Source organism: Roseomonas sp. HF4 (genome assembly GCF_005222755.1).
GTDB lineage: Bacteria > Pseudomonadota > Alphaproteobacteria > Acetobacterales > Acetobacteraceae > Neoroseomonas.
On sequence record NZ_STGD01000001.1, the window covers coordinates 76967 to 102175 of the forward strand.

Annotated in this window: 28 protein-coding genes; 6 read left to right on the plus strand and 22 right to left on the minus strand. The window is 73.0% G+C overall.

Annotated features, from left to right (window positions below; genetic code table 11):
• Positions 1–5 precede the first annotated feature (5 nt).
• Both E8M80_RS00350 and E8M80_RS00355 read right to left on the minus strand, forming a co-directional pair.
• Positions 6–560, minus strand: a complete 555-nt coding sequence (locus E8M80_RS00350; RefSeq protein ID WP_137123666.1) for a hypothetical protein — start codon at positions 558–560, stop codon at positions 6–8.
• Positions 561–683: 123 nt separating this feature from the next.
• Positions 684–1178, minus strand: a complete 495-nt coding sequence (locus tag E8M80_RS00355) for a hypothetical protein (protein WP_137123667.1) — start codon at positions 1176–1178, stop codon at positions 684–686.
• 124 nt (positions 1179–1302) lie between these two features.
• Here E8M80_RS00355 and E8M80_RS00360 point away from each other — a divergent pair, with 124 nt between their 5' ends.
• The 5 genes from E8M80_RS00360 to E8M80_RS00380 all read left to right on the plus strand — a co-directional run bounded on the left by E8M80_RS00360 (position 1303) and on the right by E8M80_RS00380 (position 5389).
• Positions 1303–2565 carry a CaiB/BaiF CoA-transferase family protein gene (locus tag E8M80_RS00360; RefSeq protein ID WP_137123668.1) on the plus strand — a complete coding sequence of 421 codons (1263 nt, stop codon included), beginning with the start codon at positions 1303–1305 and terminating at the stop codon, positions 2563–2565.
• 289 nt (positions 2566–2854) lie between these two features.
• Entirely contained in the window at positions 2855–3454 is a 600-nt protein-coding gene (locus E8M80_RS00365) for a TetR/AcrR family transcriptional regulator (protein WP_137123669.1), read from the plus strand.
• Positions 3451–4158 carry a glutathione binding-like protein gene (locus tag E8M80_RS00370; RefSeq protein ID WP_137123670.1) on the plus strand — a complete coding sequence of 236 codons (708 nt, stop codon included), beginning with the start codon at positions 3451–3453 and terminating at the stop codon, positions 4156–4158. The genes E8M80_RS00365 and E8M80_RS00370 overlap by 4 nt, the downstream gene beginning before the upstream one ends.
• Positions 4155–4850 carry a glutathione S-transferase family protein gene (locus E8M80_RS00375; protein WP_137123671.1) on the plus strand — a complete coding sequence of 232 codons (696 nt, stop codon included), beginning with the start codon at positions 4155–4157 and terminating at the stop codon, positions 4848–4850. The genes E8M80_RS00370 and E8M80_RS00375 overlap by 4 nt, the downstream gene beginning before the upstream one ends.
• 17 nt (positions 4851–4867) lie before the next feature.
• The gene (locus E8M80_RS00380) at positions 4868–5389 is read left to right on the plus strand and encodes a redoxin domain-containing protein (protein WP_137123672.1); all 522 of its coding nucleotides are present in this window, start codon (positions 4868–4870) and stop codon (positions 5387–5389) included.
• Positions 5390–5544: 155 nt separating this feature from the next.
• On the opposite strand, the gene E8M80_RS00385 is transcribed toward E8M80_RS00380, so the two are convergent.
• The gene (locus tag E8M80_RS00385) at positions 5545–6570 is read right to left on the minus strand and encodes an L-idonate 5-dehydrogenase (protein WP_240789832.1); all 1026 of its coding nucleotides are present in this window, start codon (positions 6568–6570) and stop codon (positions 5545–5547) included.
• Entirely contained in the window at positions 6567–7508 is a 942-nt protein-coding gene (locus E8M80_RS00390) for a 2-hydroxyacid dehydrogenase (protein ID WP_137123673.1), read from the minus strand. The genes E8M80_RS00385 and E8M80_RS00390 overlap by 4 nt, the downstream gene beginning before the upstream one ends.
• A gap of 51 nt (positions 7509–7559) precedes the next feature.
• On the opposite strand from E8M80_RS00390, the gene E8M80_RS00395 reads away from it, so the two are divergent.
• Positions 7560–8315 carry an SDR family oxidoreductase gene (locus tag E8M80_RS00395; RefSeq protein ID WP_137123674.1) on the plus strand — a complete coding sequence of 252 codons (756 nt, stop codon included), beginning with the start codon at positions 7560–7562 and terminating at the stop codon, positions 8313–8315.
• Here the strand turns inward: E8M80_RS00395 and E8M80_RS00400 are convergent.
• From E8M80_RS00400 to E8M80_RS00485, 18 genes are all read right to left on the minus strand, one after another.
• Entirely contained in the window at positions 8312–9178 is an 867-nt protein-coding gene (locus E8M80_RS00400; protein WP_137123675.1) for a CoA ester lyase, read from the minus strand. The two genes, E8M80_RS00395 and E8M80_RS00400, sit on opposite strands and share 4 nt — an antisense overlap.
• Positions 9175–10077 carry a polysaccharide deacetylase family protein gene (locus E8M80_RS00405; RefSeq protein ID WP_137123676.1) on the minus strand — a complete coding sequence of 301 codons (903 nt, stop codon included), beginning with the start codon at positions 10075–10077 and terminating at the stop codon, positions 9175–9177. Before E8M80_RS00405 ends, E8M80_RS00400 begins: the two co-directional genes overlap by 4 nt.
• A complete protein-coding gene (locus E8M80_RS00410) occupies positions 10074–10979 on the minus strand; it encodes a polysaccharide deacetylase family protein (RefSeq protein ID WP_137123677.1) in 906 nt (301 codons plus the stop codon). Before E8M80_RS00410 ends, E8M80_RS00405 begins: the two co-directional genes overlap by 4 nt.
• Before the next feature lie 67 nt (positions 10980–11046).
• A complete protein-coding gene (locus tag E8M80_RS00415; RefSeq protein ID WP_137123678.1) occupies positions 11047–12021 on the minus strand; it encodes a tripartite tricarboxylate transporter substrate binding protein in 975 nt (324 codons plus the stop codon).
• A 61-nt stretch (positions 12022–12082) separates the two neighbouring features.
• Complete coding sequence (locus E8M80_RS00420; protein ID WP_137123679.1) at positions 12083–13600, minus strand: pilus assembly protein TadG-related protein; 1518 nt, start codon at positions 13598–13600, stop codon at positions 12083–12085.
• Positions 13597–14172: a TadE/TadG family type IV pilus assembly protein gene (locus E8M80_RS00425; protein WP_137123680.1), complete on the minus strand. Its 576-nt coding sequence runs from the start codon at positions 14170–14172 to the stop codon at positions 13597–13599. Before E8M80_RS00425 ends, E8M80_RS00420 begins: the two co-directional genes overlap by 4 nt.
• Complete coding sequence (locus E8M80_RS00430; RefSeq protein ID WP_170979125.1) at positions 14150–14626, minus strand: TadE/TadG family type IV pilus assembly protein; 477 nt, start codon at positions 14624–14626, stop codon at positions 14150–14152. The genes E8M80_RS00425 and E8M80_RS00430 overlap by 23 nt, the downstream gene beginning before the upstream one ends.
• Positions 14623–15345, minus strand: a complete 723-nt coding sequence (locus E8M80_RS26425; protein WP_137123682.1) for a tetratricopeptide repeat protein — start codon at positions 15343–15345, stop codon at positions 14623–14625. Before E8M80_RS26425 ends, E8M80_RS00430 begins: the two co-directional genes overlap by 4 nt.
• A gap of 19 nt (positions 15346–15364) precedes the next feature.
• Positions 15365–16285, minus strand: a complete 921-nt coding sequence (locus tag E8M80_RS00440) for a type II secretion system F family protein (protein ID WP_137123683.1) — start codon at positions 16283–16285, stop codon at positions 15365–15367.
• Positions 16282–17247, minus strand: a complete 966-nt coding sequence (locus E8M80_RS00445; RefSeq protein WP_137123684.1) for a type II secretion system F family protein — start codon at positions 17245–17247, stop codon at positions 16282–16284. The genes E8M80_RS00440 and E8M80_RS00445 overlap by 4 nt, the downstream gene beginning before the upstream one ends.
• Entirely contained in the window at positions 17244–18653 is a 1410-nt protein-coding gene (locus tag E8M80_RS00450; protein WP_240789833.1) for a CpaF family protein, read from the minus strand. The genes E8M80_RS00445 and E8M80_RS00450 overlap by 4 nt, the downstream gene beginning before the upstream one ends.
• Positions 18641–19879 (minus strand): cellulose synthase operon protein YhjQ/BcsQ, encoded by a 1239-nt coding sequence (locus E8M80_RS26830; RefSeq protein WP_137123685.1) that lies wholly within the window; start codon positions 19877–19879, stop codon positions 18641–18643. Before E8M80_RS26830 ends, E8M80_RS00450 begins: the two co-directional genes overlap by 13 nt.
• Positions 19866–20189 carry a hypothetical protein gene (locus tag E8M80_RS00460; RefSeq protein WP_137123686.1) on the minus strand — a complete coding sequence of 108 codons (324 nt, stop codon included), beginning with the start codon at positions 20187–20189 and terminating at the stop codon, positions 19866–19868. The genes E8M80_RS26830 and E8M80_RS00460 overlap by 14 nt, the downstream gene beginning before the upstream one ends.
• A gap of 11 nt (positions 20190–20200) precedes the next feature.
• Positions 20201–21667 (minus strand): type II and III secretion system protein family protein, encoded by a 1467-nt coding sequence (locus E8M80_RS00465; protein ID WP_137123687.1) that lies wholly within the window; start codon positions 21665–21667, stop codon positions 20201–20203.
• Entirely contained in the window at positions 21664–22518 is an 855-nt protein-coding gene (gene cpaB, locus E8M80_RS00470; RefSeq protein WP_137123688.1) for a Flp pilus assembly protein CpaB, read from the minus strand. The genes E8M80_RS00465 and cpaB overlap by 4 nt, the downstream gene beginning before the upstream one ends.
• A gap of 203 nt (positions 22519–22721) precedes the next feature.
• Positions 22722–22907 (minus strand): Flp family type IVb pilin, encoded by a 186-nt coding sequence (locus E8M80_RS00475; protein WP_137123689.1) that lies wholly within the window; start codon positions 22905–22907, stop codon positions 22722–22724.
• A 186-nt stretch (positions 22908–23093) separates the two neighbouring features.
• On the minus strand, positions 23094–24017 hold the full coding sequence (locus E8M80_RS00480; protein WP_137123690.1) for a nucleoside hydrolase: 924 nt from the start codon (positions 24015–24017) through the stop codon (positions 23094–23096).
• Positions 24014–25198: an amidohydrolase gene (locus E8M80_RS00485; protein ID WP_240789834.1), complete on the minus strand. Its 1185-nt coding sequence runs from the start codon at positions 25196–25198 to the stop codon at positions 24014–24016. Before E8M80_RS00485 ends, E8M80_RS00480 begins: the two co-directional genes overlap by 4 nt.
• Between the last annotated feature and the right edge of the window lie 11 nt (positions 25199–25209).

Here is a 25209-nt window from a genome sequence, read left to right on the forward strand (position 1 = left end):
GCGGTTCAGTTGCCGTTGCCGAGGATGTGGCGGAAGACCTCCTCCGCCTCCTTGAAGGTTTCCTCCGCGCGCTCCTTCATCACGGGGTCCGAGAAGCGGTCGGGATGGAAGCGCAGGCGAAAGGCGCGGCGCACCGCCTCGACCAGCCAGGCCGGCGCCGTGTCCGCCAGGTGGACGCGACGCAACAGGCCGTTCCCGCGCGCCGGCAGGCCCTCGGAGGCCAGCATCCGTTCTGCGGTCGCGGCGCGCATCTCGGCCTGGCGGAGGCGCTGCTCGGTCTCCTCGAGCCGGGCCGTTAGGGCGGCCAGGACGGACTCGGAGACGCCGCGGCCGGGATCATCCGCGGGCGGGGCGGCGCCGTTGGACCGGCCGCGCAACAGCTCGGCGACGCGCTGGGCGGCGGAATGCGCGACATCCACGTCCCGACGGCCGAGTTCCGTCCGGATGAATTCCAGCAGGTCGCGGTCGTCCGGATGGGCCTCCGCCAGTTCGAGCAGGCGCGAGGAAGGCCAGCTCGAGACCGACTTCCGGTTCAGTGACGGCGCTGTGCCGTGGTTCATGAATCGTTAACGTCCGGCAGGTGGCAAAAAAGTCTAACGATCTTGTTACTTCGACGCCACAGGATCTTTCTCCGCCGCCGAGGCATCGCCGCCGGCACACGCAGGGGTTGCGGCATCGCGCCTTCAACGCCGGCGCTCGATCTCCGCGAACACCGCCTCGGCGCGCTTGAACACCTCCTCCGCCCTCCGGCGCCGGCCGGGTTCGTCATGGCCATCCGGATGATAGCGTCGGCGGAACGCGCGCCGGACCTCGGCCACCAGCCAGGATGGCGCGTCGGGCGTCAGGTAGACGCGCCGGTGCGGCCCGGGCTCGTCCGCCGCGGCGCGTTCCGCCCGGCCCGCCGCCGCGGCGTCGAGGCGGGCCCGCAGCATCGCGATCTCCCGCGCCGCGGCCGCCAGCATCTCGCGCAATTCGGCGCTGCCCGCGCTGCGCGGCGCCCCATCGACGGCGTCCAGCATGCGGAGAATGCGCGCTTCCAGCGCCTTGGCGCGGGCGCCCGGGCGGCGGCCGGCTTCGTCCGCGAGGCCGGTCAGGATGACGCGGTCGCCCGGATGCAGCAGCGCCTGCTCAGCGATCTGCTCGAGCGGCCATTCGCGAAACGGCCTCTCGGCCTCCATCGGCGCCGGACCCTCCTGGTCAGGCGCCCGGTCTGACACGGCCGGGTTAACGCACCGCTGAACGGCGGCTTCCGGCCCGGCGGTCCATCGGCGAGACTACGCAAGCAACGCAGGAGACCCATGCATGGCCGAGGACGGCACCCCCGGCATCCACCGGCGGCACTTCGACCCCGCGGCGCGCGGCGCGATGGATGGCGTGCGCGTCGTCGACCTCTCGCGCCTCGTGGCCGGCAACGTGCTGACCAAGGTCTTCTCGGACCACGGGGCGGAGGTCGTGAAGGTCGAGCCGCCCGAAGGCGACACGCTCCGCGCCTGGCGCGTCGGCGGCGTCGAGACGTCGTGGAAGACGATCTGCCGCAACAAGAAGTCGGTGGCGCTCGACCTCAAGCGCCCCGAGGGAATCGCCGCGGTCAAGGCGCTGGTCCGCGACGCCGCGATCTTCGTGGAATCCTTCCGCCCCGGCGTGCTGGAGGCGATGGGCCTGGCGCCGGAGGACCTGCTCGCCGTCAACCCGGCGCTCGTGATCGTGCGCATCTCCGGCTGGGGGCAGGACGGGCCCTACCGCCACAAGCCCGGCTTCGGCACGCTGGTCGAGGGCTATTCGGGCTTCGCCGCGGTGAACGGCTTCGAGGACCGCGCGCCCGTGCTGCCGCCGATGTTCATGGGCGATGCCTATGCGGGGCTGCATGGCGCCTCTGTCGCCATGATCGCGCTGCGCCACGCGGAAGCGGGCGGCGGCGGCCAGGTGCTCGATGTCTCGCTGTTCGAGCCGCTGTTCGGCGTCATGGAGCCGCAGCTGGCGAACTGGCGCATCACCGGCCAACGCAAGCCGCGCACGGGCAGCCGCTCGACCAACACCTCGCCGCGGAACGCTTACCGGACAAGGGATGACGGCTGGGTCTGCCTGTCTGCCTCGACGCAGGGCATGACCGAGAAGCTGTTCCGCGCGATCGGGCGGGACGACATGATCGGCGACCCCCGCTTCGCGAACAATCCGGCACGGCTGCAGCACTGGCAGGAGCTGGACGAGATCATCGGCGGCTGGATCGCCGGGCGGACGCTGGCCGAGAACCTGGCGCATTTCGACGCCGCGGGCGTGACGATCGGGCCGATCATGGACGCCGCGATGCTGGAGCAGGACCGCTACGCGATCGAGCGCGAGGCGCTGATCGAGGTGCCGGACGAGGACATGCCCGGCGGCTGGCTGCCGATGCACGGGATCGTGCCGCGACTGTCGGCCACGCCCGGCGTGCTCGCCCGGCCCGCGCCCCGCCTCGGCGAGCACAACGAGGAGATCCTGGGCGCCGTGCTGGGTGCGGCCGAGCTCGCGCGGCTGCGCGGCCTTGGCGTGGTGCGGGACGCCCCGGCGCGCCGGGCGGCGGAGTAGCGACCACCGGCCGGGCGAGGCCACGGACGCCATCTTCCGGCGTGAGTCGGGAGACGAAGGGCGGGGGCGAAGGGACCTTCTCCCCCCGGATCACCCTTAACCTTCTTTGGGACTGGGGGTCGCAGCGGCGAGGCGCGGCAAGTCGCGCGGTCCCGGATCGGGGGAGGCTGCCCCCAGGCTTCTTCCCTGCCGGTCGCCATCCTTCCCGGTGCCTGGCAGGCGGGCTTGATTCTGGGGCGGAGGCTCCATACGTTCTGGAACAAGCGATCCAGAACACCGGAGACCCGCCCTGCCCCGCCCCCGCGCCTTCGACGAGGATGCCGCCCTCGACGCCGCCACGCGGCGCTTCTGGGACCACGGCTACGCCGCGACCTCCGTGCGCGACCTCGGCGCCGCGATGGGGCTCGGCGCGGCCAGCCTCTACAATGCCTTCGGCGACAAACATGCGCTGTTCGCGCGCTGCCTCGACCGCTACCTCGATGCCAGCATGCGCGAGAGGATCGCGCGTCTGGAGGCGACCCTCCCGCCGCGCGCGGCGATCGAGGCGTTCCTCGGCGAGATCGTCGCACGCTCGCTCAGCGACCGGCGCGGTTGCCTGCTGGTCAACACCGCGCTCGAACTGGCGCCGCATGACGACGGGATCGGCAGCGTGGTGGCGGCGCGGCTCGCGGAGCTCGAGGCCTTCTTCCGCCGCTGCCTGCTGCGCGGCCAGCGCGCCGGCACCATCGCCCGCGCCCGGCCGGCGCGGGACCTGGCGCGGCTGCTGCTGACCACCGTCATGGGCCTGCGCGTGCTGGCGCGCGCGCGGCCCGAGCCCGCCCTGCTGCACGGCGCCGCACGCCAGGCGCTGGCACTGCTCGACCCCCCCGCACGAAGGACGCTGTCGTGATCGACCTGCACTACTGGACCACGCCGAACGGCCACAAGGTGACGATGTTCCTCGAGGAGGCGGGCCTGCCCTACCGCATCGTCCCGGTGAACATCTCGGCCGGCGACCAGTTCAAGCCGGATTTCCTGGCCATCGCGCCGAACAACCGCATCCCCGCCATCGTCGACCACGACGTGCCGGGCGGTCCGGTGTCGCTGTTCGAGAGCGGGGCGATCCTGCTCTACCTCGCCGACAAGATCGGGCGTTTCGTCCCACCGCCCGCGCAGGTGCATGCGCGGGCCGAGGCGCTGCAATGGCTGTTCTGGCAGATGGGCGGATTGGGCCCCATGGCCGGCCAGAACCACCATTTCCGGCAATACGCGCCGGAGAAGATCCCCTACGCGATCGACCGCTACGTGCGGGAGACCAACCGGCTCTATGGCGTGCTCGACCGGCGCCTCGCGGACCGCGAATTCGTGGCCGGCGACGACTACGGCATCGCCGACATGGCGTCCTACCCCTGGATCGTGCCGCATGCACGGCAGGGCCAGGACCTGGCCGATTTCCCGCACCTGAAGCGCTGGTTCGAGGCGGTGCGTGCGCGCGCTGGCACCGTCCGCGCCTATGCGCGGGCGCAGGAGGTCAACAGCACGCCGACCGTCAACGCGGCCTCCGCCGCGATCCTGTTCGGGCAGACGGCGGCGAACACGGGGGCACGGGCATGAGCGCGGCACGGCAACTCTACGAACTCTGCGGCACGGATCCGGCGCGGATCTTCAGCCCCTATTGCTGGCGGTCCCGCATGGCGCTGGCACAGAAGGGGCTCGACTTCGAGAGCATGCCCTGGCGTTTCACCGAGACCGACCGCCTGTCCTTTGCGGGCCACGACAAGGTGCCGGTGTTGGTGGATGGCGCGCGCACGATCGCCGATTCCTGGGCCATCGCGCAGTATCTCGACGAAGCCTATCCCGACGCGCCGTCGCTGCTGCGCGGCAATCCGGAACCCTACCTGTTCGTCGCCGCCTGGAACGACACCGTGCTGCAGGCGGGCATCGCGCGGCTGATCGTCTCCGACATCCCGCCGCTGCTGGCGCCCGAGCACGCAGCCTATTTCCACGCGAGCCGCGAGAAGCGCTTCGGCATGACGTTGGCCGAGGTGACCGCGGGGCGCGAGGAGAAGCTGCCCGCCTTCCGCGCGACGCTCGCGCCGCTGCGCCAAGCACTGAAGGGGCGCGGCTTCCTCGGCGGCGATGCGCCGGACTATGCCGACCACATCGTCTTCGGGTCCTTCATGTGGGCGCGCAGCACGAGCCCGCTGCGGCTCGTCGAGCCCGACGACGCGATCCATGCCTGGCGCGAGCGCATGCTCGACCTGTTCGGCGGCATGGCGCGCCGCGCGCCCTGCTTCGGCGCATGACCCCAAGGAGAGACCGGATGCACCCCACCAAGCTCGCCGCCGGCGCGCCCTTCCCCGCCATCGCCACGCCCCGCCTCGGCGGCGGCGAGGTCGCACCTGCAGCCGCCGAGGGCTGGCGCCTGCTGGTCGTCTATCGCGGCAAGCACTGCCCGCTCTGCAAGACCTACCTGACGACGCTCGACGGGCTTATCGATGCCTTCGCCGAGGCCGGCGTGCAGGTGATGGCCGTCTCCGCCGACCCGGAGGAGAGGGCCGCGGCCGACTTCGCGGAATTCAAGTGGCGCTTCCCGCTCGGCTACGGGCTGACGGTCGCGCAGATGCGCGAACTCGGCCTCTATGTGTCCGACCCGCGATCGCCGCAGGAAACCGACCGGCCCTTCGCCGAGCCGGGACTGTTCCTGATCAACCCGGAAGGGACGGTGCAGATCGTCGACATCTCGAACGCACCCTTCGCGCGGCCGGACCTCGCCGCCATCGCGCGCGGGGCGAAGCGGATCCAGGAGTTGAACTACCCGATCCGGGGAACGCACGCGGCGTAGGACGGATCGACGGGGCCTTGCCCCCTCGAGCACCCCCACCAAAGGCCGAAAGGCCTTTGGGAACCAATACGTGGTGCCCTGCTGCAAGGATGGGTTCCGAGGGCCTTTCGGCCCTCGGCGGGTGGGGTCCGGGGAGGGCAGCGCCCTCCCCGCCATCAGAACGCGATCTGCACCTTCATCGCCCGGCCGCGGTCGCCCGCGAGTTCGAAGGCTTCGCGCGCGCGTTCGATCGGGAAGCGTCCGGTCAGCAGCGGCGTCGCATCGATGGCGCGTTTCGCCAGCGCCTCAACCGCCATGGCGAATTCCGCATGGAAGCGGAAGGTGCCGCGCCAGGTGATCTCCTTGGCCGCCAGCACCGACATGGGCACCGGCGCGTCGCCGCCGATGCCGATCTGCACGATGGTCCCGCCGGGCCTGAGCACCGGCAGGATGCCAAGCAGCGCGCGCGGGCTGCCGGAGGCTTCCAGCGCCACGTCGAACCAGCCCTTGTCGGGGGCATAGGCGGCCAAGGCATCCGCGTCGGCATGAAAGCGGTCCGCGCCCATCTTCAGCGCGACCGCCTTCGGCGCGTCGCTGAGGTCGGTCGCGACGATCTCCCGCGCACCGCCCATTCGCGCGGCGGCGATGGCGAGCGCGCCGATCGGCCCGCAGCCCGTCACCAGCACGCGCCGGCCGAGCAGCGGCCCCGCCTGCCGCGCGGCATGCAGGCAGACGGCGAGCGGCTCGGCGAAGGCCGCCGTGGTCGTATCGAGGCCGGGCGGGAGAGGCACCGCCTGCGCCGCCTCGCAGACCAGCGCCTCGCGGAAGCCGCCGTCGACATGCGGGTCGCGCATCGCGCTGCCGTAGAAACGCATGTCGAGGCAGTGCTGCTGCGCGCCTTCAAGACAGAAGCGGCAGCGCCCGCAGGGCAGCGACGGGTTGACCGCCACCGCCTGGCCCGGCGCGAGGCCCGCGACGCCCGCGCCGACGGCGTCGATCACGCCCGCCACCTCGTGACCCAGCACCATCGGGTGCTTCACGCGGATGGCGCCGAAGCCGCCATGCTGGAAGTAGTGCAGGTCGGACCCGCAGATGCCGCCGGCCTCGATGCGCACGCGGACCTGCCCTGGTCCGGGCTCGCCGGCGGCACGGTTCTCCACGCGGAGGTCGTGCGCGGCGTGGATGACGACGGCACGCATCATGCGACCGGCGTCGGCAGTGGCTTGCCGCCGAAATGCGCCTCCAGGTTGGCCAGCATCAGCGCGCCCATCGCCTTGCGCGTCTCGACCGTGCCGGAGGCCTGGTGCGGGGAAAGCACGACGTTCGGGAAGGTCGCGAAGACCGGGTCGATCGCGGGCTCGTTGTGGAAGACGTCGAGGCCGGCGGCGGCGATGCGCCCCGATCGCAGCGCTGCGACCAGCGTGGCCTCGTCGACCACCGATCCGCGCGAGACGTTGACGAAGATGGCGCCGGGGGCCAGCGCCTCGATCGCCGCACGGTCCACGAGGCCAGCCGTGCCAGCGCCGCCGGCCGCGGAGATCATGAAGATGTCCACCAGCGGCGCCATCGCGGCGGGCGAGGCGTGGAAGGCGTAGGGCACGTCCTTCCGCGTCCTCCCGGAATAGGAGATGTCCATGCCGAAGCCCTCCGCCCGCCGCGCGATGGCGCGCCCGATCCGGCCGAGGCCCACGATACCGATGCGCTTGCCCCAGACGCGCGTCGCGAGCCGCATCGGCCCCTGCCTCGCCCAGGTGCCGGTGCGCACATAGGCATCGCCTTCCGGGATGGCGCGCGCGGTCGCGAGCAGCAGGGCGAAGGCCATGTCGGCCACGTCCTCGGTCAGCACGTCGGGGGTATTGGTCACGGCGATGCCGCGGGCAAGGGCGGCGGGAAGGTCGATCGCGTCCACGCCGACGCCGTAGCAGGCGATGATCTTCGCGCCCGGGCAGGCATCCATCATCGCCGCGTCGGCGCCGAGTTCGCCCTTGGTGGCGATGGCGCGGATCGCGGGGCCGTGCTGCGCGAGGAAGGCGGCGCGGTCGGGTGCCTCGTAGAGCAGGTGCAGCGTGAAGCGCTGCGCCAGCGCGGTCAGGTCCCAGTCGGGCAGAACGCCCACCACGAGCAGCCCCGGCTTGTCCATCTGCGCATCCTCCCCCTAGCCTTCCCGCGGACCTAACACGGGGAAACGCCGATGTCGCGCGCGCTGTTCGACCTGACGGGGAAGCTCGCCCTGGTGACCGGATCGAGCCAGGGGATCGGGCTCGCGCTGGCGCGCGGGCTCGCGGAGGCCGGCGCCAAGGTGGTGCTGAACGGCCGCGACGCGGCGAAGCTGGAGGCGGCCCGCGCGCATGTGCCGGGCGCGATGACCGCCGCCTTCGACGTCACGGACCACGCCGCGGTGGAGGCCGGCATCGCCGCGGTCGAGGCGGCGCACGGGCCGCTTTCGATCCTCGTCGCGAATGCCGGCATCAACCTCCGCGCAGCGTCCGTGGACATGCCGCCCGAGACCTGGCGGCGCGTCATGGACGTGAACCTCGACGGCGTCTGGTACTGCTGCCAGGCGGCAGGCAAGCGCATGGTCGCGCGCGGCCGCGGCAAGATCATCACCATCTGTTCCGTGCAGAGCGAACTCGGCCGCCCGACCATCGCACCCTATGCGGCCAGCAAGGGCGCGCTGCGCATGCTCACGCGCACCCTCTGCGCCGAATGGGCGAAGCACGGCGTCAACGTGAACGGCGTCGCACCCGGCTACTACGATACGGAACTGACCAGCGCGCTGGTGCAGGACCCGGCCTTCACGGACTGGCTGTGCAAGCGCGTGCCGGCCGGGCGGTGGGGGCGCGTGGAGGAGCTGGTGGGCGCCGCGGTGTTCCTCGCCGCGCCGGCGTCGGACTTCGTGCACGGGCAGCTGATCTTCGTCGATGGCGGCATGACCGCCGTGGTCTAGCCCGCGCGCGCGATCACCCGGCGCGCGCGGTCCACCACCGGCTTGTCGATCATGTCGCCCTCGAAGGCGACGGCGCCCTTGCCGTCCGCCAGCGCCGCCTCGAAGGCCGCGACCAGGCGCTTCGCGCGCTCCACTTCCTCCGGCCGCGCGCCGTATTCCTCGTTCAGGATCGGCACCTGGGAGGGATGGACGCAGGACGCAGAGGCGAAGCCGATGGCACGCGACCGCCGCAGCATCGCGCGATAGCCGTCGAGGTCCTTCAGCCCCGCGACGGTGCCGATGAAGCCGAGCGGCAGCACCCCCGCCGCGCGCGCCGCCACCAGGCCCATCCGCTTGGGCAGGTCGAGCGCGTCGGGCGTGGGTTCGGCGCCGAGGTCGGTCGCGAGATCCTCCCCACCCACGCCCAGCGCCACCACGCGCGGGTCGGCCGCCGCGATGGCCTGCGCGTGGGCGAGTGCGGGCGCGTCCTCCACCAGCACCACGAAGCGGACGGACCCGATCGCGCGGCCCGCCTCGGCCTCCGACTCCGCTGTCAGTTCCGACAGCAGCCGCACATGCTCCGCGCCCATGATCTTCGTGCAGACCAGCGCATCGGCGCCCGCGCCGACGGCGGCGGCGATGTCCTGCGCGGCCAGGCGCAACGGGCGGTTGATGCGCACCAGCACATCCGCGCCGCCCCGCCGCACGCTGGCGACGGAAGCCGGCAGCCCCGCGCGCGCGGCCGCCTTCGCATCCGGTGCGACACCGTCCTCGAGGTCGAGGATCACCGCATCCGCGCCGCGCTCATGCGCGCGGGCGACGAACTTCTCCGCGCTGGCGGGGACATAGAGCAGGGAGCGCCAGGCCGGCAGGTCGCGCGTCATGCGGGCGGGTGCTCCTGGCGCCAGTGGCGGGCGATGTCGATGCGCCGCATCACCGCCACGCGCGGATGCTGCGCGATCCAGTCGAGCAGCCGCGCGAGCCCCATCGCGCGCCCCGGATGGGCGATGATGCGGTTGTGCAGGCCGAAGGAGAGCATGCGCGGCGGGTCCTCCCGCAGCACGCATTCGATCGCGTCGCGCATGTAGTCGAAGTATTCCGTGCCGGAGCTCATGCCCATGCGCGGGAACCGCACGTCGTTGTGGACCAGCGAATAGGGCACCACCAGCGCATCCCGCCCGGCCGTCTTCACCCAGTACGGGATCTCGTCGTCATAGGCATCGCTGTCGTAGTCGTAGCCGGCGTCCAGCAGCAGGCGGCGCGTGTTCAGCGAGGGCGCGTAGCGCGTGTACCAGCCGGCGGGCCGTTCGCCGATGCAGCGCGCGATGATCGCGGTCGCCTCGGCGATGCGGGCGCGCTCGGTCGCCTCGTCCATCGCGTTGTGCATCTCCCACCGCAGGCCATGGCCGGCGACGTCCCAGCCGGCCTCGCGCATCGCCGCGCAGGCCTCGGGGTTGCGTTCCAGGGCGCGGGCCACGGCGAAGACCGTGCAGGGCAGGCCGCGCTTGGTGAAGATACGGTGCAGCCGCCAGAAGCCTGCACGCGACCCGTAGGCGAACATCGATTCCGCGGCGAGGTCGCGGCCCTTCACCGGGGCGGTGCTGCCCTCGGTCAGCGCGCCCTCGCTGTCCGCGTCGCCGTCCGGCACGGCGCGCTCGCCGCCTTCCTCGTAGTTGATGACGAAGTTGCACACGACATGCGCGCCGTCCGGCCAGCGCGGGTCGGGCGGGTTGCGTCCGTAGCCGGCGAAGTCGCGCGCGCGGCCGGCGGCGGCGTCGCTCATTCCAGCGCCTCCGACCCCGGCACCACGCCCTTGGGCAGGGCGGCGGCGTAGCGCGCGACCTCCCCCGGCCGCGCCACCCACAGGCTTTCGCGGTGCGACAGTATGTGGCGCAGCGCATCGCGCAGCGCGCGAAGCCGGAAGGGCTGGCCCACGATGAAGGGATGCAGCACCACCGAGCAAACCAGCGGGCGCTTGCGCGACTGTTCCAGCATCTCGTCGAACTGGTCGATGATCATCTGCGCGAACTCGCGCCCGGTGTGCTGGCGGAAGATCTGCGCGGGGCTGTCGTTCAGCTCGATGGAATAGGGCACCGACAGGATCGGGCCCGTTCGCGTGCGCATCCAGAAGGGCTGGTCGTCCGCCGGCCAGTCCATCACGTAGGAGAAGCCTTCCTCCTTCAGCAGATCGAGCGTCACCGCCGACTGCGCGATGTAGGGGCCGAGCCAGCCGGCCGGCGCGACCCCGGCATGGCGGATGATGGCGTCGCGGCTTTCCGCGATGAGGCGCCGCTCATCCTCCTCCCACATGCCGTCCTGGCGTTCGGCGTTGGTCCGGCCGTGGCCGATGAACTCGTCCCCGCGGGCCTTCAGCGCCGGGGCGATCTCGGGACAGGCATCGAGCACTGCACCGTTGACGTTGTGCGCGCAGGGAAGGTCCAGCTCGTCCAGCAGGTCGAGCATGTTCCACAGGCCCACGCGGTTGCCGTAGTCGCGCCAGGCATAGTTGCGCTGGCCCTGCGGCGAAGCCGCGCCGGTGCTGTCGGACCCGAGGCCGGCGCGATACGCGAAGGCCTCGATGTTGTTGCACACCACCAGCGCGAGTCGCGCGCCGTTCGGCCATTCATAGGTCGGGCGCTGCGGGATCGCGCTGTGGGCGTAGCGCCCGTGGCCCGGAAGTCTCATCGCGCGCTTCTCCGTTCGGCAGCGCGCGACGCTACGGCCGGGTCGCGAAGCCCGTCAACGCGGGGGCTCAGCCCTGCGTCGAGATTCCCGCGGCACGCACGACCGGCGCCCAGCGGTCGAATTCCTGGCGCACGAAGGCATCGGTCTCGGCCGGCGGCATCAGCAGGGGCTCGCTGCCGATCGCGACCAGCCGCCCGGCCACCTGCGGCAGGGCGAGCGACTCCCGCACCGCCGTCGCGAGCCGCTCGATGATCGGCGCCGGGGTGCCGCGCGGCGCGAAGATCCCCATCCAGGACCGGATCGCGAAATCGGGCACGCCCTGTTCCGTCACGGTCGGCAGATCGCGGCGGATCGAGACGCGCTCGGCGGTGCAGACCGCCAGGATGCGCACCCGGCCGTCCGAGGCCGGCGGGACCACCGTCGGCAGGTTCATGAAGCCGATCGGCACGGTGCCGGCCACGAGGTCGTTCAGGGCCGGCCCGCCGCCGCGATAGGGCACATGGGTCAGCTCGAGTCCCGTCCGCAGGCGGAACAGCTCGCCCGCCAGGTGGTTCGAGGTGCCGACGCCCGAGGAGGCATAGGACACGCCACCCCGCGTCGCGCGCACCTTGGCGATCAGGCCCTGCACGTCGGTCACGCCGAAGCCCGGATGGGCGGCGAGCACGTTCGGCACGTCGGCCACGATCGAGACGCCGGCCAGCGCGTCGCGCACGTCGTAGCCGAGCTCGCCCGAGACCAGCGGGTGGAACACGTGGTTCGACGCCGAGGAGACCAGGAAGACCGAGCCGTCCGGCCGGCCGCGCGCGACCATGCCCATGCCGAGCGACCCGCCGCCGCCCGGTCGGTTCTCGACCACGAAGGGCTGGCCGAGCCGGGCTTCCAGATGCGGCGCGATGAGGCGCGCGGTGATGTCGTTCGACCCGCCGGCCGCGAAGGGCACCAGCAGCGTGACCGGGCGGCTCGGCCAGGCCCCCTGGGCGCGCGCGACGGCGGGCATGGCGACGGAGGCGGCGAGAAGGGCGGCGAGCTGGCGGCGGTTCACGGGAGACCCCTGGGTTCGGACCGCGCGCGCCGTACGCCCTTCGCCGCCCCGGGACAAGGGCTCAGCGCACCAGCCGGAGGTTGGCGAGCTGCCCCGCGATTTCCCGGAACGCCGCGCGCAGCGCCGTTCCGTCCGGACTGTTGAAGTAGTATTCGGGCCGCGTCGCGCAGCTGCGATACAGATCCTGCGTCGCGCTCGCCGAGACGTTGAAGGTGATGGTGTAGACCACCACGCCGGCCGCCTTGATGCTGGTGCAGAGCCGCGCCATGCGGGCGTTGATCTCGGAGCGCGCATTCGCGTTGGTCGCGCTGGCCAGGCCAAGCCGGTTCTCCCGCAGCCGGCCATAGGCGGTCATGTCGGCGTCGCCGTTGCTGGAGTAGCCCGACTGGCAGGGCGGGTTGCTGCCGCCGGTGCGGCAGGCGCCGGGCGCGCCCTCGGGCCAATCGTACCATTCGTTCTGGCCGTCGGTCATCAGCACCAGCACCTTGTCCATGAAGGGCGTGCCGTAGGCGAGCGGCAGCGTCGGACTGCCCCAGAGCCCGCGCCAGCGCGGCGACAGGCTGGCCCAGCCCATCTGCAGGCCGAGATTGGCCATGGTGCCGCCGCGGTGCGTCGCGCGCAGCGCCGCGATCTCGGCCAGCACGGTGCTGCGCGGCTGGCTCAGCGGTAGGATCGCACGCCCGCAGCCGAGGTTCGGGCCGCGGGCATTGTTGCCGAGGCCGTTCTGTGCGGCGTCGCTCGGCGGGTTCTCGGGGTTGGGCTCGGTGATGGCGGCGTTGGTCCATTCATTGTCGCCGAGATGCGGCGTGTAGCGCCCGACGGTCGAAGGCCAGAGATGCGGCCGGAAGGGCACGATGGTGGGCGGCGTGTCGGTCTCGTCCTCCCGGTTCTGGTGGCGGGCCTGCACGCAGCCGCGCCAGACAGTCGAGCCGTAGTCGGACGGGTCCAGGCTGCCGGCCGCGAGCCAGCCCGCCCGCCCGCGCCCGACATTGACCGTGGCCGTGTAGGGCACGACCGAGACCCAGAGGTTCGGCACCGTCTCGTTCGGCCCGTAGAGGATGTTGATCATCTCGCTGGCGGAGTCGCGCAGCGCCGTCATGGATGCGCCGGCCATCGAGCCCGTGACGTCGAGCACGAGCGCCAGTTCCATCCCCCGGTCCTGCCGGCGCGCCGCCTGGTCGGCCTGCGCGACCAGCGTCTCCTGGCCGAACAGGCGCAGCACCGTCGTCGGGATCGCCGCGCGGACGCGCACCCGCACGACGCGGCTCTGGTCCTCGATCGCGATGGTCAGGGAGGTGACCTCGGCCCCCATGAAGCCGGTGCGCGACGCCGGCGCGTCGCGGGTGAAATTCGCCCAGAACCAGCGCTGGATCTGGGTATCGCGGTCGGCCTCGTTGATCGCGCGCGCGCCGGCCAGCGCCGCCGCGTCGGTCGCGGTGACGAGGCGCGAGTGGAGAACGTAGAGCCGCGTCAGGTCGATCGCCGCGCCGGCCATGGCGAGCAGCGGCAGTGCCGCGAAGCCGGCCAGCATCGCGATGCCGCCGCGCCGGTCGCGGAGCGCCGTCCAGAATCGCGTCATGGCGCACTCACCCGCAGGATGGAGACCATGCGCGGCCGCTGCAGCGCGAAGCTCTGCAGCCGCGTGAAGGGATCCCCCGGCACGAAGCGGCCGGACAGGATCCAGGGCTCGCGTGCCAGGAAGACCTCGGTCACGACCGCCCCCTGCCCGCTCGCGAGTACGAGGTCGCCCGACCGCGCCGGGATGGTGGCGACGCCGCCCTCGGCGCCGAAGGCGCTCGGGTAGCCGGAGGACCCAGCGCGGCGCTGCCACAGCACGACCGTCCCCTGCCCCTGGTTGGCGAGGCCCGTCAGGATCACCGCGCCATCATCCTGCGTCACCCGCCAGGGGTCGGCGATGCGCCCGGCCAGATCGAACAGCGTCGCGAATTCCGCCTCGGGCAGCACCTCGTATTGCGCGACGATGTTCGCGACCTCCCCGGCCGTACGCTCGATCCTGAGGGAGATGCGCAGGAAATCCACGACATCGAGCACCGCGAGCCCGAGCATGGCCAGGATGGGCGCGACCAGGGTGAACTCGACCGCGATCGAGCCCCGGCGCCGGCGCCGGTCAGGAGGCGGGGAACGGCTCATTGCGCACGATCATGCGGGAGCGGTGCTCGATGACGGTGCGGCCGAGCACCATGGCCGGAAAGGGCGACAGGAAGGGCTGGTCGTAGGTGAGCTCGTAGAGGACGGTCTCGCCCGCCCCGCCGGCGCCGGCCTGGCCCTGCTCCCGCGCGCCGAGCGCGCTTGCCCCCGCAAAGGCGGCCACGCTGAGGTTCAGCCGGTCCGGATGCAGCACATAGGGACCGAAATGGAGAACGATGCGGCGCACCGCATCTTCCCGTGAGGTCGGCGCCGGCGCGGGCAGCCAGTCGGGCGCGGCGGCGCCGGTCGCGCCGAAGCGGCTCGCCTCCCGCGCGCCGATGTCGAGCGTCGCAGCCGTCAGCGCCTGCCAGGCGCCCTCCAGCACCGTCATCATCAGGGCGAACAGCAGCGGTCCCGTCAGCGCGAACTCGATGATGATGGAGCCGCGCCGCTTCACGACCCGTCCAGCGCCGCCCGCCAGGCCAGCGCCGCCTCCCTGCTGCGGTCACCCAATTCGGGCGCCATCATCTCCGCCGCCCGCGGCGCGTCGCCCGCCGCCGCATAGGCCAGCGCGAGGTTGTGCCGCTGCCGCGGCGTCGCCTGCGGCGCGCGCGCGACGGTCTCGAGCATCTGCACCGCCTCGCTCCCCTGACCCGACAGCGTCAGCGACAGCGCGAGGTTCGTGCGCGCGCCGACATGCGCGGGCTCGAGCGCGAGGGCCCCGCGGTAGGCGGCCTGCGCCTCGGCGTGGCGGCCCTGCAGGTCGAGCGCGACGCCGAGCCCGCTCTGCGCGCCGGCCTCCTGCGGCAGGGCGGCGGCGGCCTCGCGGAAGGCGGCCTCCGCACCCGCGATGTCGCCGCCGCGCAGCCGCGCGCGGCCGAGGCCGAGCCGCGCCTGGCGCGAGGCGCCGTCCGCCGCGACGGCACGCGCGAATGCCTCGGCCGCCGGCTGCCAGCGCCCGGTGGCGGCAAGCATTTCCGCGTGCCGCAGCTGCGCGGCCGCGTCGCGCGGGTTCTCGGCCGCGATCTGCCCCGCGATGCCGATCGCCGCACCCGTATTGCCCGAGGCCATGGCGGCTTCCGCCATCCGGAGCCGCTGTTCGTCTCCGCCGCCGCCGGGGGCGCCGCAGGCGGCCAGCAGGCCGGAGACCAGGCCGGGGAGGAGCATCTTGCGCATGGGGGCCAATTCCTTCGGCTCAGCGACCGGCGGCGAGGTCGAGCACCCGCAGCACCGCGGGGCCGCCGACGATCAGGAAGATGCAGGGCAGGATGAACGCGATGGTCGGCAGCGTGAGCAGCGCGGGCAGCCGCGCGGCGCGCGCCTCGAAGCGCATCAGCGTCTCGTGCCGCAATTCGGTCGACAGCGTCCGCAGCGCCTGGCTGAGCGGCGTGCCGTACTGCAGCGTCTGCGCCAGCGTGCCGCCGAGGCGCCGCAAGCTGTCGAGGCCGGTGCGCTCGCCCATGTTCTGCAGCGCCTGCCGGCGGTCCGACAGGATCCGGAGTTCCGTGCCGACATTGGCGAATTCGGCCGCGAGCGCGCGGTTCGCCTCCTGCATTTCGTACGAGACACGCTCGATCGCGGCTTCCAGGGGCAGGCCGGCCTCGGCGCAGATCACCATCAGGTCGAGCGCGTCGGCAAGGCCGCGCTCGACCTGCTTCGCGTTCGCGTCGCGCATGCGCCGAAGCGCCATGTCGGGCAGCACGAGCCCCGCGACGGCCGCGCCCGCGACCAGGAGGTTGCGCAGCACCGGCTCCGCCCCGGCGGACAGCGGCAGCATGCCGAAGGGCAGCCCCACCATCAGGATCACCTTGGCGCCGATGAACACCGCGACCGCGCGCGGGCCGCGGAAGCCGGCGGCCATGACGGTGCGCTGCAGCTCGGCCAGCGTCTCCCCCTTCACGATGCCGCTGGCGAGCACCGCCTGCCCCACGGCGCGAGCGATGCGCTGCGGCCACGGCGCCGCGTCCGGCCGCGTGCGCACCGCAAGCCCGCGCAGCGCGGCGATGCGGCCCTGCAGCCGGTCGCCCCGCCGCAGCCGCGGCAGCAGCAGCGCGGCGCAGAACAGCATCGCGACCGTCAGCCCGAACCCGGCCTGCAGCAGGACCGCGCGGTTCACGTCAGGCTCCGGCGGATGATCGCCTTCATCGTGCCGAGCCCGACCCCGAGCGAGGCCACGGCGGCCAGCAGCACCATGTTCCCGCGCGAGTCGCTGAACAGCAGCAGGATGTAGCGCGGATTGATCAGGAGCAGCGCCGCGGCGGCGACGACCGGCACCGCAGACAGCACATAGGCGCTGGCCCGCGCCTGGGAGGCGAGCGCGTGGCCGCGCTGGCGCGTGGCGACGCGCTTGCGCACCACGTCGGCCAGGTTGTCGAGCGTTTCGGTCAGGTTGCCGCCGGCGCTGTTCTGCAACGTGAGCGAGACGGCGAAGAAACGGTATTCCGGCAGGCCCGAGCGGCGCGCCAGGCGCTTCAGGCCGTCCTCCATCGGGATGCCGATCGCCAGCTGATCCGACAGCTGGCGGAACTCGCTGCCGGTCGGATCAGGAATCTCGCGGGAGACGGTGCGCAGCGCCTCCACCACCGGGATACCCGCCCGGACCGCGCGCACCACCATGCCGAGCGCGTCCGGCAGCTGCCGATAGAGCGCGTCCGCGCGCTTGCGGTGGATCGCGGCGAAGATCCAGCGCGCGAGCGCGATCCAGACCGCGAGCGCCGCCAGCCAGCCGGGCGCGCCCAGCAGCGAGGCGGCATAGGCGCCGGCCAGCAGCGCCGGCATGGCCGCAGCCAGCACCATCGGCGGCGGCGGCGCCGGATACTGGTCGAGCCGCTCCGCGTCCCACCCGAAGATTGCCGAAAGACGCGCCTCCAGCGGCTCGGGAATGCGCAGCCACGCCGCCTGTGGGGCCTTCTGCGTCAACCGGCTGCCGAGGCGGACGCGGGCATGCGGCAGGGAATGCGCCGCGAAGCGTGCCTGGAGGCGACGCCCACGCCCCTTGCTGCCCGTGCTGTGGAGCCCCCAGAGCGCGAGCGCGAGCCCGACCAGCAGCGCGAAGATGAGCGCCGCGAGGCCGCTCATTCGCCGGCCTCCTCGAGCGCGGCATACCAGGACCGCTCGAGGCCGTAATAGGCCAGGCGCGGCGCGAAGCCCGGGCGCGCACGGCTGACGCGGTAGGTGCCGCGCAGCCGGCCGCCGGGCTCCTCGCCGTCGTATTCCCACTGGAAGATGTCGTTCAGCACCACGACCTCGCCCTCCAGGCCGCAGACCTCGGTGATCTGGGTGCAGCGCCGCACGCCGTCGCGCATGCGCTCGATCTGGAGAATGATGTCGACGGCCGAGACGATCTGCTGGCGGATGGCGCGCGCGGGCAGCGCCGTCTGGCCCATCAGCACCATGTTCTCGATGCGCGTCACGGCGTCGCGCGTGTTGTTCGCGTGGATCGTGGACATCGACCCGTCATGGCCGGTGTTCATCGCCTGCAGCATGTCGAAGGCCTCGGCGCCGCGGCATTCGCCGAGGATGATGCGGTCGGGGCGCATCCGCAGCGCGTTCTTGACGAGGTCGCGCTGCGTCACCTCCCCCTTGCCTTCCAGGTTGGGCGGGCGCGTCTCCAACGGAATGACGTGCGGCTGCTGGAGTTGCAGTTCCGCCGCATCCTCGCAGGTGACGATGCGCTCGGTCGGGTCGATCAGCCGCGACAGCGCGTTCAGCATGGTGGTCTTGCCCGACCCCGTGCCGCCCGAGACGATGACGTTGAGCCGCGCGCGGGATGCGATCTCGAGGATCCGGGCCATGGCCGGCGCGATCGATCCGTTCTTCACCATCTGCGTGAAGTCGATCTTGCGCTTGGCGAACTTGCGGATGGACAGGCAGGGGCCGAGCAGGGACAGCGGCGGGAAGATGATGTTGACGCGCGAGCCGTCCGGCAGGCGCGCATCGACCATGGGGCTCGATTCGTCGATGCGCCGGCCGACCTGCGCCGCGATGCGCTGCGCGATGCCCGCCAGGTGCGCATTGTCGCGGAAGCGCACGTTGGAGAGCGACAGCCGCCCCCGCTGCTCGAGGAAGACCCGGAACGGGCCGTTGACCATGATGTCGGTCACGGTCTCGTCCTCGAGCAGCGGCGCGAGCGGACCGAGGCCCAGCATGTCGTCGACGAGTTCCGCCGCGACCTCGCGCTGCTCCCGCGCCGACAGGCCGATGCGCTGCGCATCCGCGATCTCGGCGATCATGCGCTCGACCTCGGCGAACAGCGCCTCCTGCGGCAGGGCCGCGACCGAGGCGGGATCGATGCGCGCGAGGCAGAGCGAACGCAGTTCCTGCTTCTGCCGCTGCTGCGGCGTCAGCGCCGAGACAACCGCCGGCAGCGTCTCGGCCGGGTCCGGCTGCTCGATCACCGCGGGCAGGTTGGCTGACGCCCCCGCCACGGGGTCGCGCCGCACCATGCGGCCGAAGGTCGGTGCTGGCAGGTCTAGCGGAACCATCGCGCGAACAGCCCCTTCCTCTCCGGCTCCTCGCCCTCGGTGCGGATCGCGGCCACCTCCTGCGCCAGGCGCAGCAGGTTGGTGCGGAACGGCCCGCGCCGCGCGCCCGCCGCCTCCCCCAGGTCGGCCGCGCCGGGCACGAGCTTCGGCAGCCAGGGGAAGACGAGGTCCGGCGCCTCCCCCAGGGCTTCCTTGACCTGCGCCTCGGCCAGCATGCCGGGCTGGCCCGCGCGGTTCAGCACGGTCACGGCGCGGCGCGACTGCGTCGGCGCATTCGGGATGGCGGCGAAGCGCAGCATCTCCCGCGCCCCGGCCAGCGAAGCGTCGGTGACCAGCACGCGCTGGTGCGCGATGTCGAGGACCTCCCGCGCACCAGGCGCACCGCGCGCCGGCAGGTCGACGATCACGAAATTGTAGCGCCGCCGCAGCATGCCGATCAGGCGCGCCGCCGCGCCGGGCTGCGCGAGGATCGTCTCGGCCGGCTTCTCCTCGGCCGCCAGGACGTGCAGGCGTTCGCCGGCGGGCTGCGCGGTGCGCTCGACGAACAGCTCGTCGACCCGGTCGGGATGCTCGAGAGCCGAGCGCAACCCGTTGGTCGTCCGCGCGCCGAGCAGCAGCGCCGCGGCGCCCGAATGCAGGTCCGCGTCGAACAGGACGGTGTGCCGGCGCGCCTCCTCCCCCAGGTGCCAGGCCAGGTTGGCGGCGATGGTGGTGGCGCCGACGCCGCCGCGCACGCCGGTCACGGTGATGACGCGCCCGCCGCGCACATGCATGTCGCGCGGCGCCGTGCCGGCGCGCAGGTAGGGCAGCAGGTGGCGCGCGACCATTTCCTGCGTCAGCGGCTTGAACAGGTATTCCAGCACGCCGAGCCCGCGCGTCAGCTGCCGGTAGAAGCCCGCGTCCTGCCGTTCGCCGACGACGAGCACGCGCACATCGGGCTCGACCACCTGCGCCAGTTCCTCGAGCGCCGTCAGCGGCTGCTCGACGCCCGAGACATCGACCAGCAGCGCCAGCGGCGTCGCGGTGCGCTTCAGCGCCTTCATCGCCGCGATCACGTCGCCGCGCCGCACCTCGGCGCCCTCGCCGAGCTCGGTCAGCAGCGTCTCGCGCAGGATCGCGTCGGAGGCGGCATCGGTGACGAAGGCGACCAGCGGCGGGCGATCGCCCGGCGTGCTCGCCTGCTGCGCGCCGGGCGCCAGCCGGTCGGCGCCGTCAACGCCCGCCATTGGCCCCGCCCCCGCCGGCGCCGACGCCGCCCGTGGTCGCGCCGCCCACGCCGGTCGCCTGGACCTCGGCGACCCCCGAGGCCGGCAGCGGCCGCACCCGGTCCGTCCGGTAGCGTCGCACCGCATCCGCCGCCGCCTGCCCGTCCGAGCCCCCGTCGGACGACCCGCGGTCGAGATGGGCGGGGTTCGCGACATGCGTCCGCAGATTGGCCTGGTTGGCGCCGAGCGGCCGCCAGGCGCCGTCCCGCGTATAGGGGTCGATGGCTTCGCAGCCGGGAAGCAGGACCAGGAGAAACAGAGCGCGTCGCATCCCGTGCCCCCTCAATCCAGGACGAAGCCGGGATTGCCGGCGAGGCCGCCGGCCGGCGCCGCGGCCCGCGCGCGACCTGTCTGGCGCAGCAGCAGGATGCGCTCGACGTCGTTCGGCGGCACGAAGCCGTCGGTCGGCGACGTCACCTGGCGCGGGCTGTCTGCCGGGCGCACCAGGTAGGGCGTGATGATGATGACGAGCTCCGTCTCGTTGCGCTGGAAGCGGTCGGACCGGAACAGCGCGCCCAGGATCGGCACCTCCCCCGCATAGGGCAGCGCGCGCCCGGTCTGGCGGGAGCTGTCCTGCAGCAGGCCGGCGATGGCGAAGGCCTGGCCCGAGCCGAGTTCCACCGTCGTCTCCGCCCGCCGCACGGTCAGCGCGGGCACGGTGATGGTGTTGTTGTTGCCCGACAGCAGCCGCACCGCCCCGGCCTCCGACAACTCGCTCACCTCCGAGCGGATGCGGAAGGAGATCCGCCCGTCCGAGAGCACCGTGGGCACGAAGGCGAGGCCGACGCCGAACTGCTTGAATTCGATCGTGACCTGGTTCTCGCGCTGGCTGACCGGGATCGGGAACTCGCCGCCGGCGAGGAAGGACGCGGTCTCGCCCGAGGTCGCCGTCAGGTTCGGCTCGGCCAGGATAGTGACCAGGCGGTCCTGCGCCAGCGCGTCGATCACGGCATTGATGTCGCGCAGTTCCGCCGCACCGGTGCGGAAACCGAGGCCAATGCGGTCGGACGGGTTGGTGCGATCGAAGGCGAAGTTGAAGGTCTCGGCCGCGAGCCCCGCCGGCCCGCCGATCGCCGTGCCGATCCGCCCGATGGTGCCGAGCGCCTGCCAGTTCACGCCCAATTGGCGCGTCACCTCGCGCGACACCTCGGCAACCCGCACGCGCAGGTTCACCTGCGTCACGCCGGTCACCGAGATGCGGTTGTCGATCGGCAGCCGCTGGTCCTCGAGGCGGGATCGGATCAGCGTCTGCGCGCGTTCCGCATCGGCCGGGGCGCTGACCGTGCCGCTGACGACGATGCCGCCGGGGCCGGCTTCGACACGCAGGCTGCGGTTGCCGGGGAAGGACCGCCGCAGCGCCGATTGCAGGTCCGACATCAGGAAGGCGGAGGGGCGGACCGTCACCTCCCACTGCACGAGCGGCAGGCCGGCAGCGTCCATGGCGGCCAGCGTCGTGCGTCCCGGCGCCACACCGAAGACGAAGACACTGGTCGGGCTCGCGGGCCGCATCTCCGCGATGCGCGGGTCGGCGGCGAAGAGGCTCGCGGCCGGCGCGGAGAGCACCAGCACGCGCCCCGTGCCGGCCTCGAGCGACATGCGCTCGACGCGCAGGCCGGGGGGCGACTGCACGACCGGCAGGGCCGCGGCCGGGTCGGGCGCCGGGGCCTGCGCGGCCGCGGCGCCTGCCAGCAGCGCCAGGGCCGGCACCGCGCCCCATCCTGCGGCGCGGAAGCGGGATCGGGTCATCATCGGAACTGGATCTCCTCGACCCGTCCTGGGCCACCGAAGACGCGGATGCGCGCGCCGCTCGCCGCCGCGGCGGTCGGCGTGCCGGCGGGCGCGAAGGCGGCGCTGACATCGCCACCCCAGACGGGGCGCTGCGCGGCGGGTTCCTCGGCCGGCGTGCCGGCGGCGCGGAGCGAAAGCGAGAGGCGCCCGAGCCGCGTCGCGACGGCGACGCGCGTCGCCTGCTCGGGCGTCACCTCGAGCGTGACGGTGCGATTGGTCTCGCGCAGCGAATCACCGACGGCGGCAGGTTGCATCCCCTGCACCAGGTGCCGGTCGACCGCGATGACGCGGGCCGCGCTCAGCACCGTCTCCCCGGCCACGCGCCGGGCGGGGGCGATGTCGTTTTCGTCGAAGGCCTGGGTCAGGATCACGTCCACGCGGTCACCGGGCCAGATCAGGCCGGCGGTGCCGGTCACGGCATCGACGCCGACCGTCACGGCGCGCATCCCCGGCGCCAGCACGGCGGCGAGGAAGCCGTTCTCCCCGGGGCGCAGCATGCCATCGAGCCGCAGCGCATCGCCGGGTGCCACCGTGCGGCGGACCATGGCGCCGATGACGTCGAGCCGCGCCTCCGGCGTGTCGCGCAGCGCGCCGAGCGGCATGTCCTCGACCGGGATCTCGCGTGCGCCGAGGTCCTCGGGCTTCAGCAGGGTGCCCGCCTGCACCGCGCGGGTCGCGACCAGGATGCCGATGCGCGCGGGCGGCGGCGCATCCACGGCCGCCACCTGCGGCGGCGGCGCCAGCGCCAGCATGCCGAGCAGCCCGAGCCCCCCGAGGCCGGCGACGAAGACGAGGATCAGGACGATGCGCATCGCGACCTCTCATGCCCCTCGGCCGGTCCGGGGCAGGACCGGGTGTCGTGCCGCCTCAGCGATGCGGGGCATCGGCAGCGCGGTGGCAGGGACAAGGGGACCATCGACGCGAGCATGGCGGCGGTCGCATGAAGGAAGGGTTAGTCCCGGTGCCGGCACCGGAAGGCGGGGCGGCGGAGCATCCCTCCGCCGCCCCGGACGCGTCAGACCGGCGCGGCGAAGTTGGCCGCGATGGTGTTCAGGAAGGTGTTGAGGTTGCCGCCGAGCAGCGTCAGCCCGCCGATGATCGCGACCGCGATGAAGGCGGCGATCAGGCCGTACTCCATCGCCGTCACGCCACGCTTGCACTGGAGCAGCGCGGACAGGCGCGCCGGGATCAGCTTCGTCATGTGTCAGGTCTCCGAGGCCGCGCGCCTCCCCGGGCGCGCGAAGGGGTGGAGGCCAGGCATCCTGCCAGCCAGCGAGCGGTCCAGACCCGGCCGACAAGGGGTGCCTCTCACCCGCTGCGGGCGCCGGTTCGGGCCCTCACCACCATTTGACGAGACGTCGCTTAAGGAAGCGTGAAGCGCGGCCGCTCAGCGCAGGACGGCGAGCCGCCCGGCCAGCAGCGCGAAGAACCCGTCCGCGTCCAGCGTCTCGAGCAGGCGCGCATTCGCCGCCTGCCCCGTGCGTCCCCAGCGGTCCACCAGCGTCCGCCCGCGCGAGGCGCCGGGCGCGCAGCAGACATCGGCATGGACATCGCGCGTCGTGAACAGGCCGGGCGCCAGCAGCCAGGCGATCGCGCAGGGATCGTGCAGCGGGAAGCCACGATGGCCGAAGCGGCGCGACGGCGGCACGCCATCGAGGATGCGCGCAGCCGCCGCGAGGCACGCCCCCTGCCCCGCCGCGCGCAGCGCCGCGACGCGCGCGGGCGTCACCAGCGCCTGCGCCGTCAGCTCGAGCGTCGCGAGCGTGACCGGCCGCCCGCAGCCGAGCAGCACGGCCAGCGCCTCGGGGTCGGACCAGGCGTTGAACTCGGCCTCGGGCGTGATGTTGCCCTCGGCCCAGGCGCCGGTCATCAGCACGATCTCCGCGACATGCGCCGCGAGGCCAGGCTCGGTCGCGAGCGCCAGCGCGATGTTCGTCGCCGGGCCGATGCCGATCAGCGTGACGCGGCTCTCCGCGCGCAGCAGGTCGCGGATCGCGTCCGCCGCGATGCCGGGTGTCGCGGGTGGCCCCTCGGGCAGCACGACGCCGCCCAGGCCATCCGCGCCATGCACGCGCGTCTCAGAGGTGAAGGCGCCGAGCAGCGGGCGGTCGGCGCCGGCCACCACCGGCACGGCGCTGCCCGCGAGGCCGAGGATGGCGCGCGCATTGGGCAGCGTGCGGTCGAGCCCGACATTGCCCCCCGCCACCGTCACCAGCCGCAGGTCGAGCTCCGGCGAGGCCAGCGCGAGCCAGAGCGCGATGGCATCGTCCGTGCCCGGGTCGGTGTCGATCAGGCAGACGCGCCGCGTCATGCGAGCTCGCGCTCCACCAGGCTGCACCAGAAGGCGGCGCCGTGCGCGAGTGCGGCGTCGTTGAAGTCGAAACGTGGGTTGTGGTGCACGCCTTCGGGATGCGCGGGCTCGCCGGTGCCGAGCCAGACATAGGCGCCGGGGCACTCGGCCAGGAACTCGGAGAAATCCTCGCCGGGTGTCAGCGGCGGGTGGTCGTCGAGCGTCAGCGCCGCGCCTACCGCCGCGCGTGCCGCCTCGACCGCGATGGCGGCCTGGTCCGCGCGATTGATGGTGGGGGAAATGCGGCGGATGTAGCGCGGCTCGGCCGCAACGCGGCAGGTGGCGGCGATGCCGCGCGCGACCTCGGCGAGGCGCGCCTCGAGGTGGTTGCGCACCGTCTCGGTGAAGGCGCGCGCGGTGCCGCAGAGGAAGACCTCCGCCGGGATGACGTTGGGCGCGTCGCGCGCGCCGGCGGCCATGTGGCCGACGCTCAGCACGGCGGCCTGCAGCGGGTCGATCTCCCGCGCCACGATCATCGGCAGCGCCGCCACGAACTGCGCGGCGGCGAGCGGCGCATCGGTGCCGAGATGCGGCCGCGCGCCGTGCACGCCGGCGCCGCGGAAGGTCACCTCCCAGGTGTCGGAACTCGCGAGCACGGCGCCCTTCGGCACGGCGATGGTACCGAGCGGCAGGCCGGGCAGGTTGTGCATCCCGTAGACCGCATCGACGGGAAAGCGCGCGAACAGGCCATCCTTCACCATGCGCGCGGCGCCGCCGCGGGATTCCTCGGCCGGCTGGAAGATGAAGCGCACGGTGCCGCCGAAGCGGTCGCGGTTCGCCGCCAGCCAGCGCGCCGCGCCGAGCAGCATGGCGGTGTGCCCGTCATGGCCGCAGGCATGCATCTTCCCGGGTGTCCCGCTGGCGTGGTCGGCACCGGTCGCCTCGGTCATCGCCAGCGCGTCCATGTCGGCGCGCAATCCGACCGCGCGGTTGCCGCCCGGCCCGCGCGTGCCCGTCAGCGTCCCGACCACGCCCGTCACGCCGACCCCTGGCTCGACCGCGATGCCCCATCCGCGCAGCAGGTCCGCGACGATCCCGGCGGTGCGCACTTCCTCGAAGCCGAGTTCCGGGTGGCGATGGAAGTCGCGGCGCCAAGCCGTCATGTCGGCCGCCAGCGGGGCGAGGTCGTCCGGCCTGGGCATCGGGTGCTCCG

Bases quoted from the DNA above. Each gene is read 5' to 3' on its own strand.
- E8M80_RS00360 (WP_137123668.1), top strand. From the start codon at position 1,303: ATGGCCGAGGACGGCACCCCCGGCATCCACCGGCGGCACTTCGACCCC.
- E8M80_RS00420 (WP_137123679.1), bottom strand. From the start codon at position 13,600: ATGACGCGATTCTGGACGGCGCTCCGCGACCGGCGCGGCGGCATCGCG.
- E8M80_RS26830 (WP_137123685.1), bottom strand. From the start codon at position 19,879: ATGGCGGGCGTTGACGGCGCCGACCGGCTGGCGCCCGGCGCGCAGCAG.
- E8M80_RS00475 (WP_137123689.1), bottom strand. From the start codon at position 22,907: ATGACGAAGCTGATCCCGGCGCGCCTGTCCGCGCTGCTCCAGTGCAAG.
- E8M80_RS00410 (WP_137123677.1), bottom strand. From the start codon at position 10,979: ATGAGACTTCCGGGCCACGGGCGCTACGCCCACAGCGCGATCCCGCAG.
- E8M80_RS00445 (WP_137123684.1), bottom strand. From the start codon at position 17,247: ATGAGCGGCCTCGCGGCGCTCATCTTCGCGCTGCTGGTCGGGCTCGCG.
- E8M80_RS00480 (WP_137123690.1), bottom strand. From the start codon at position 24,017: ATGACGCGGCGCGTCTGCCTGATCGACACCGACCCGGGCACGGACGAT.
- E8M80_RS00485 (WP_240789834.1), bottom strand. From the start codon at position 25,198: ATGCCCAGGCCGGACGACCTCGCCCCGCTGGCGGCCGACATGACGGCT.
- E8M80_RS00465 (WP_137123687.1), bottom strand. From the start codon at position 21,667: ATGATGACCCGATCCCGCTTCCGCGCCGCAGGATGGGGCGCGGTGCCG.
- E8M80_RS00460 (WP_137123686.1), bottom strand. From the start codon at position 20,189: ATGCGACGCGCTCTGTTTCTCCTGGTCCTGCTTCCCGGCTGCGAAGCC.
- E8M80_RS00400 (WP_137123675.1), bottom strand. From the start codon at position 9,178: ATGACGCGCGACCTGCCGGCCTGGCGCTCCCTGCTCTATGTCCCCGCC.
- E8M80_RS00395 (WP_137123674.1), top strand. From the start codon at position 7,560: ATGTCGCGCGCGCTGTTCGACCTGACGGGGAAGCTCGCCCTGGTGACC.
- E8M80_RS00450 (WP_240789833.1), bottom strand. From the start codon at position 18,653: ATGGTTCCGCTAGACCTGCCAGCACCGACCTTCGGCCGCATGGTGCGG.
- E8M80_RS00425 (WP_137123680.1), bottom strand. From the start codon at position 14,172: ATGAGCCGTTCCCCGCCTCCTGACCGGCGCCGGCGCCGGGGCTCGATC.
- E8M80_RS00385 (WP_240789832.1), bottom strand. From the start codon at position 6,570: ATGATGCGTGCCGTCGTCATCCACGCCGCGCACGACCTCCGCGTGGAG.
- E8M80_RS00350 (WP_137123666.1), bottom strand. From the start codon at position 560: ATGAACCACGGCACAGCGCCGTCACTGAACCGGAAGTCGGTCTCGAGC.
- E8M80_RS00375 (WP_137123671.1), top strand. From the start codon at position 4,155: ATGAGCGCGGCACGGCAACTCTACGAACTCTGCGGCACGGATCCGGCG.
- E8M80_RS00405 (WP_137123676.1), bottom strand. From the start codon at position 10,077: ATGAGCGACGCCGCCGCCGGCCGCGCGCGCGACTTCGCCGGCTACGGA.
- E8M80_RS00355 (WP_137123667.1), bottom strand. From the start codon at position 1,178: ATGGAGGCCGAGAGGCCGTTTCGCGAATGGCCGCTCGAGCAGATCGCT.
- E8M80_RS26425 (WP_137123682.1), bottom strand. From the start codon at position 15,345: ATGCGCAAGATGCTCCTCCCCGGCCTGGTCTCCGGCCTGCTGGCCGCC.
- E8M80_RS00380 (WP_137123672.1), top strand. From the start codon at position 4,868: ATGCACCCCACCAAGCTCGCCGCCGGCGCGCCCTTCCCCGCCATCGCC.
- E8M80_RS00390 (WP_137123673.1), bottom strand. From the start codon at position 7,508: ATGGACAAGCCGGGGCTGCTCGTGGTGGGCGTTCTGCCCGACTGGGAC.
- cpaB (WP_137123688.1), bottom strand. From the start codon at position 22,518: ATGCGCATCGTCCTGATCCTCGTCTTCGTCGCCGGCCTCGGGGGGCTC.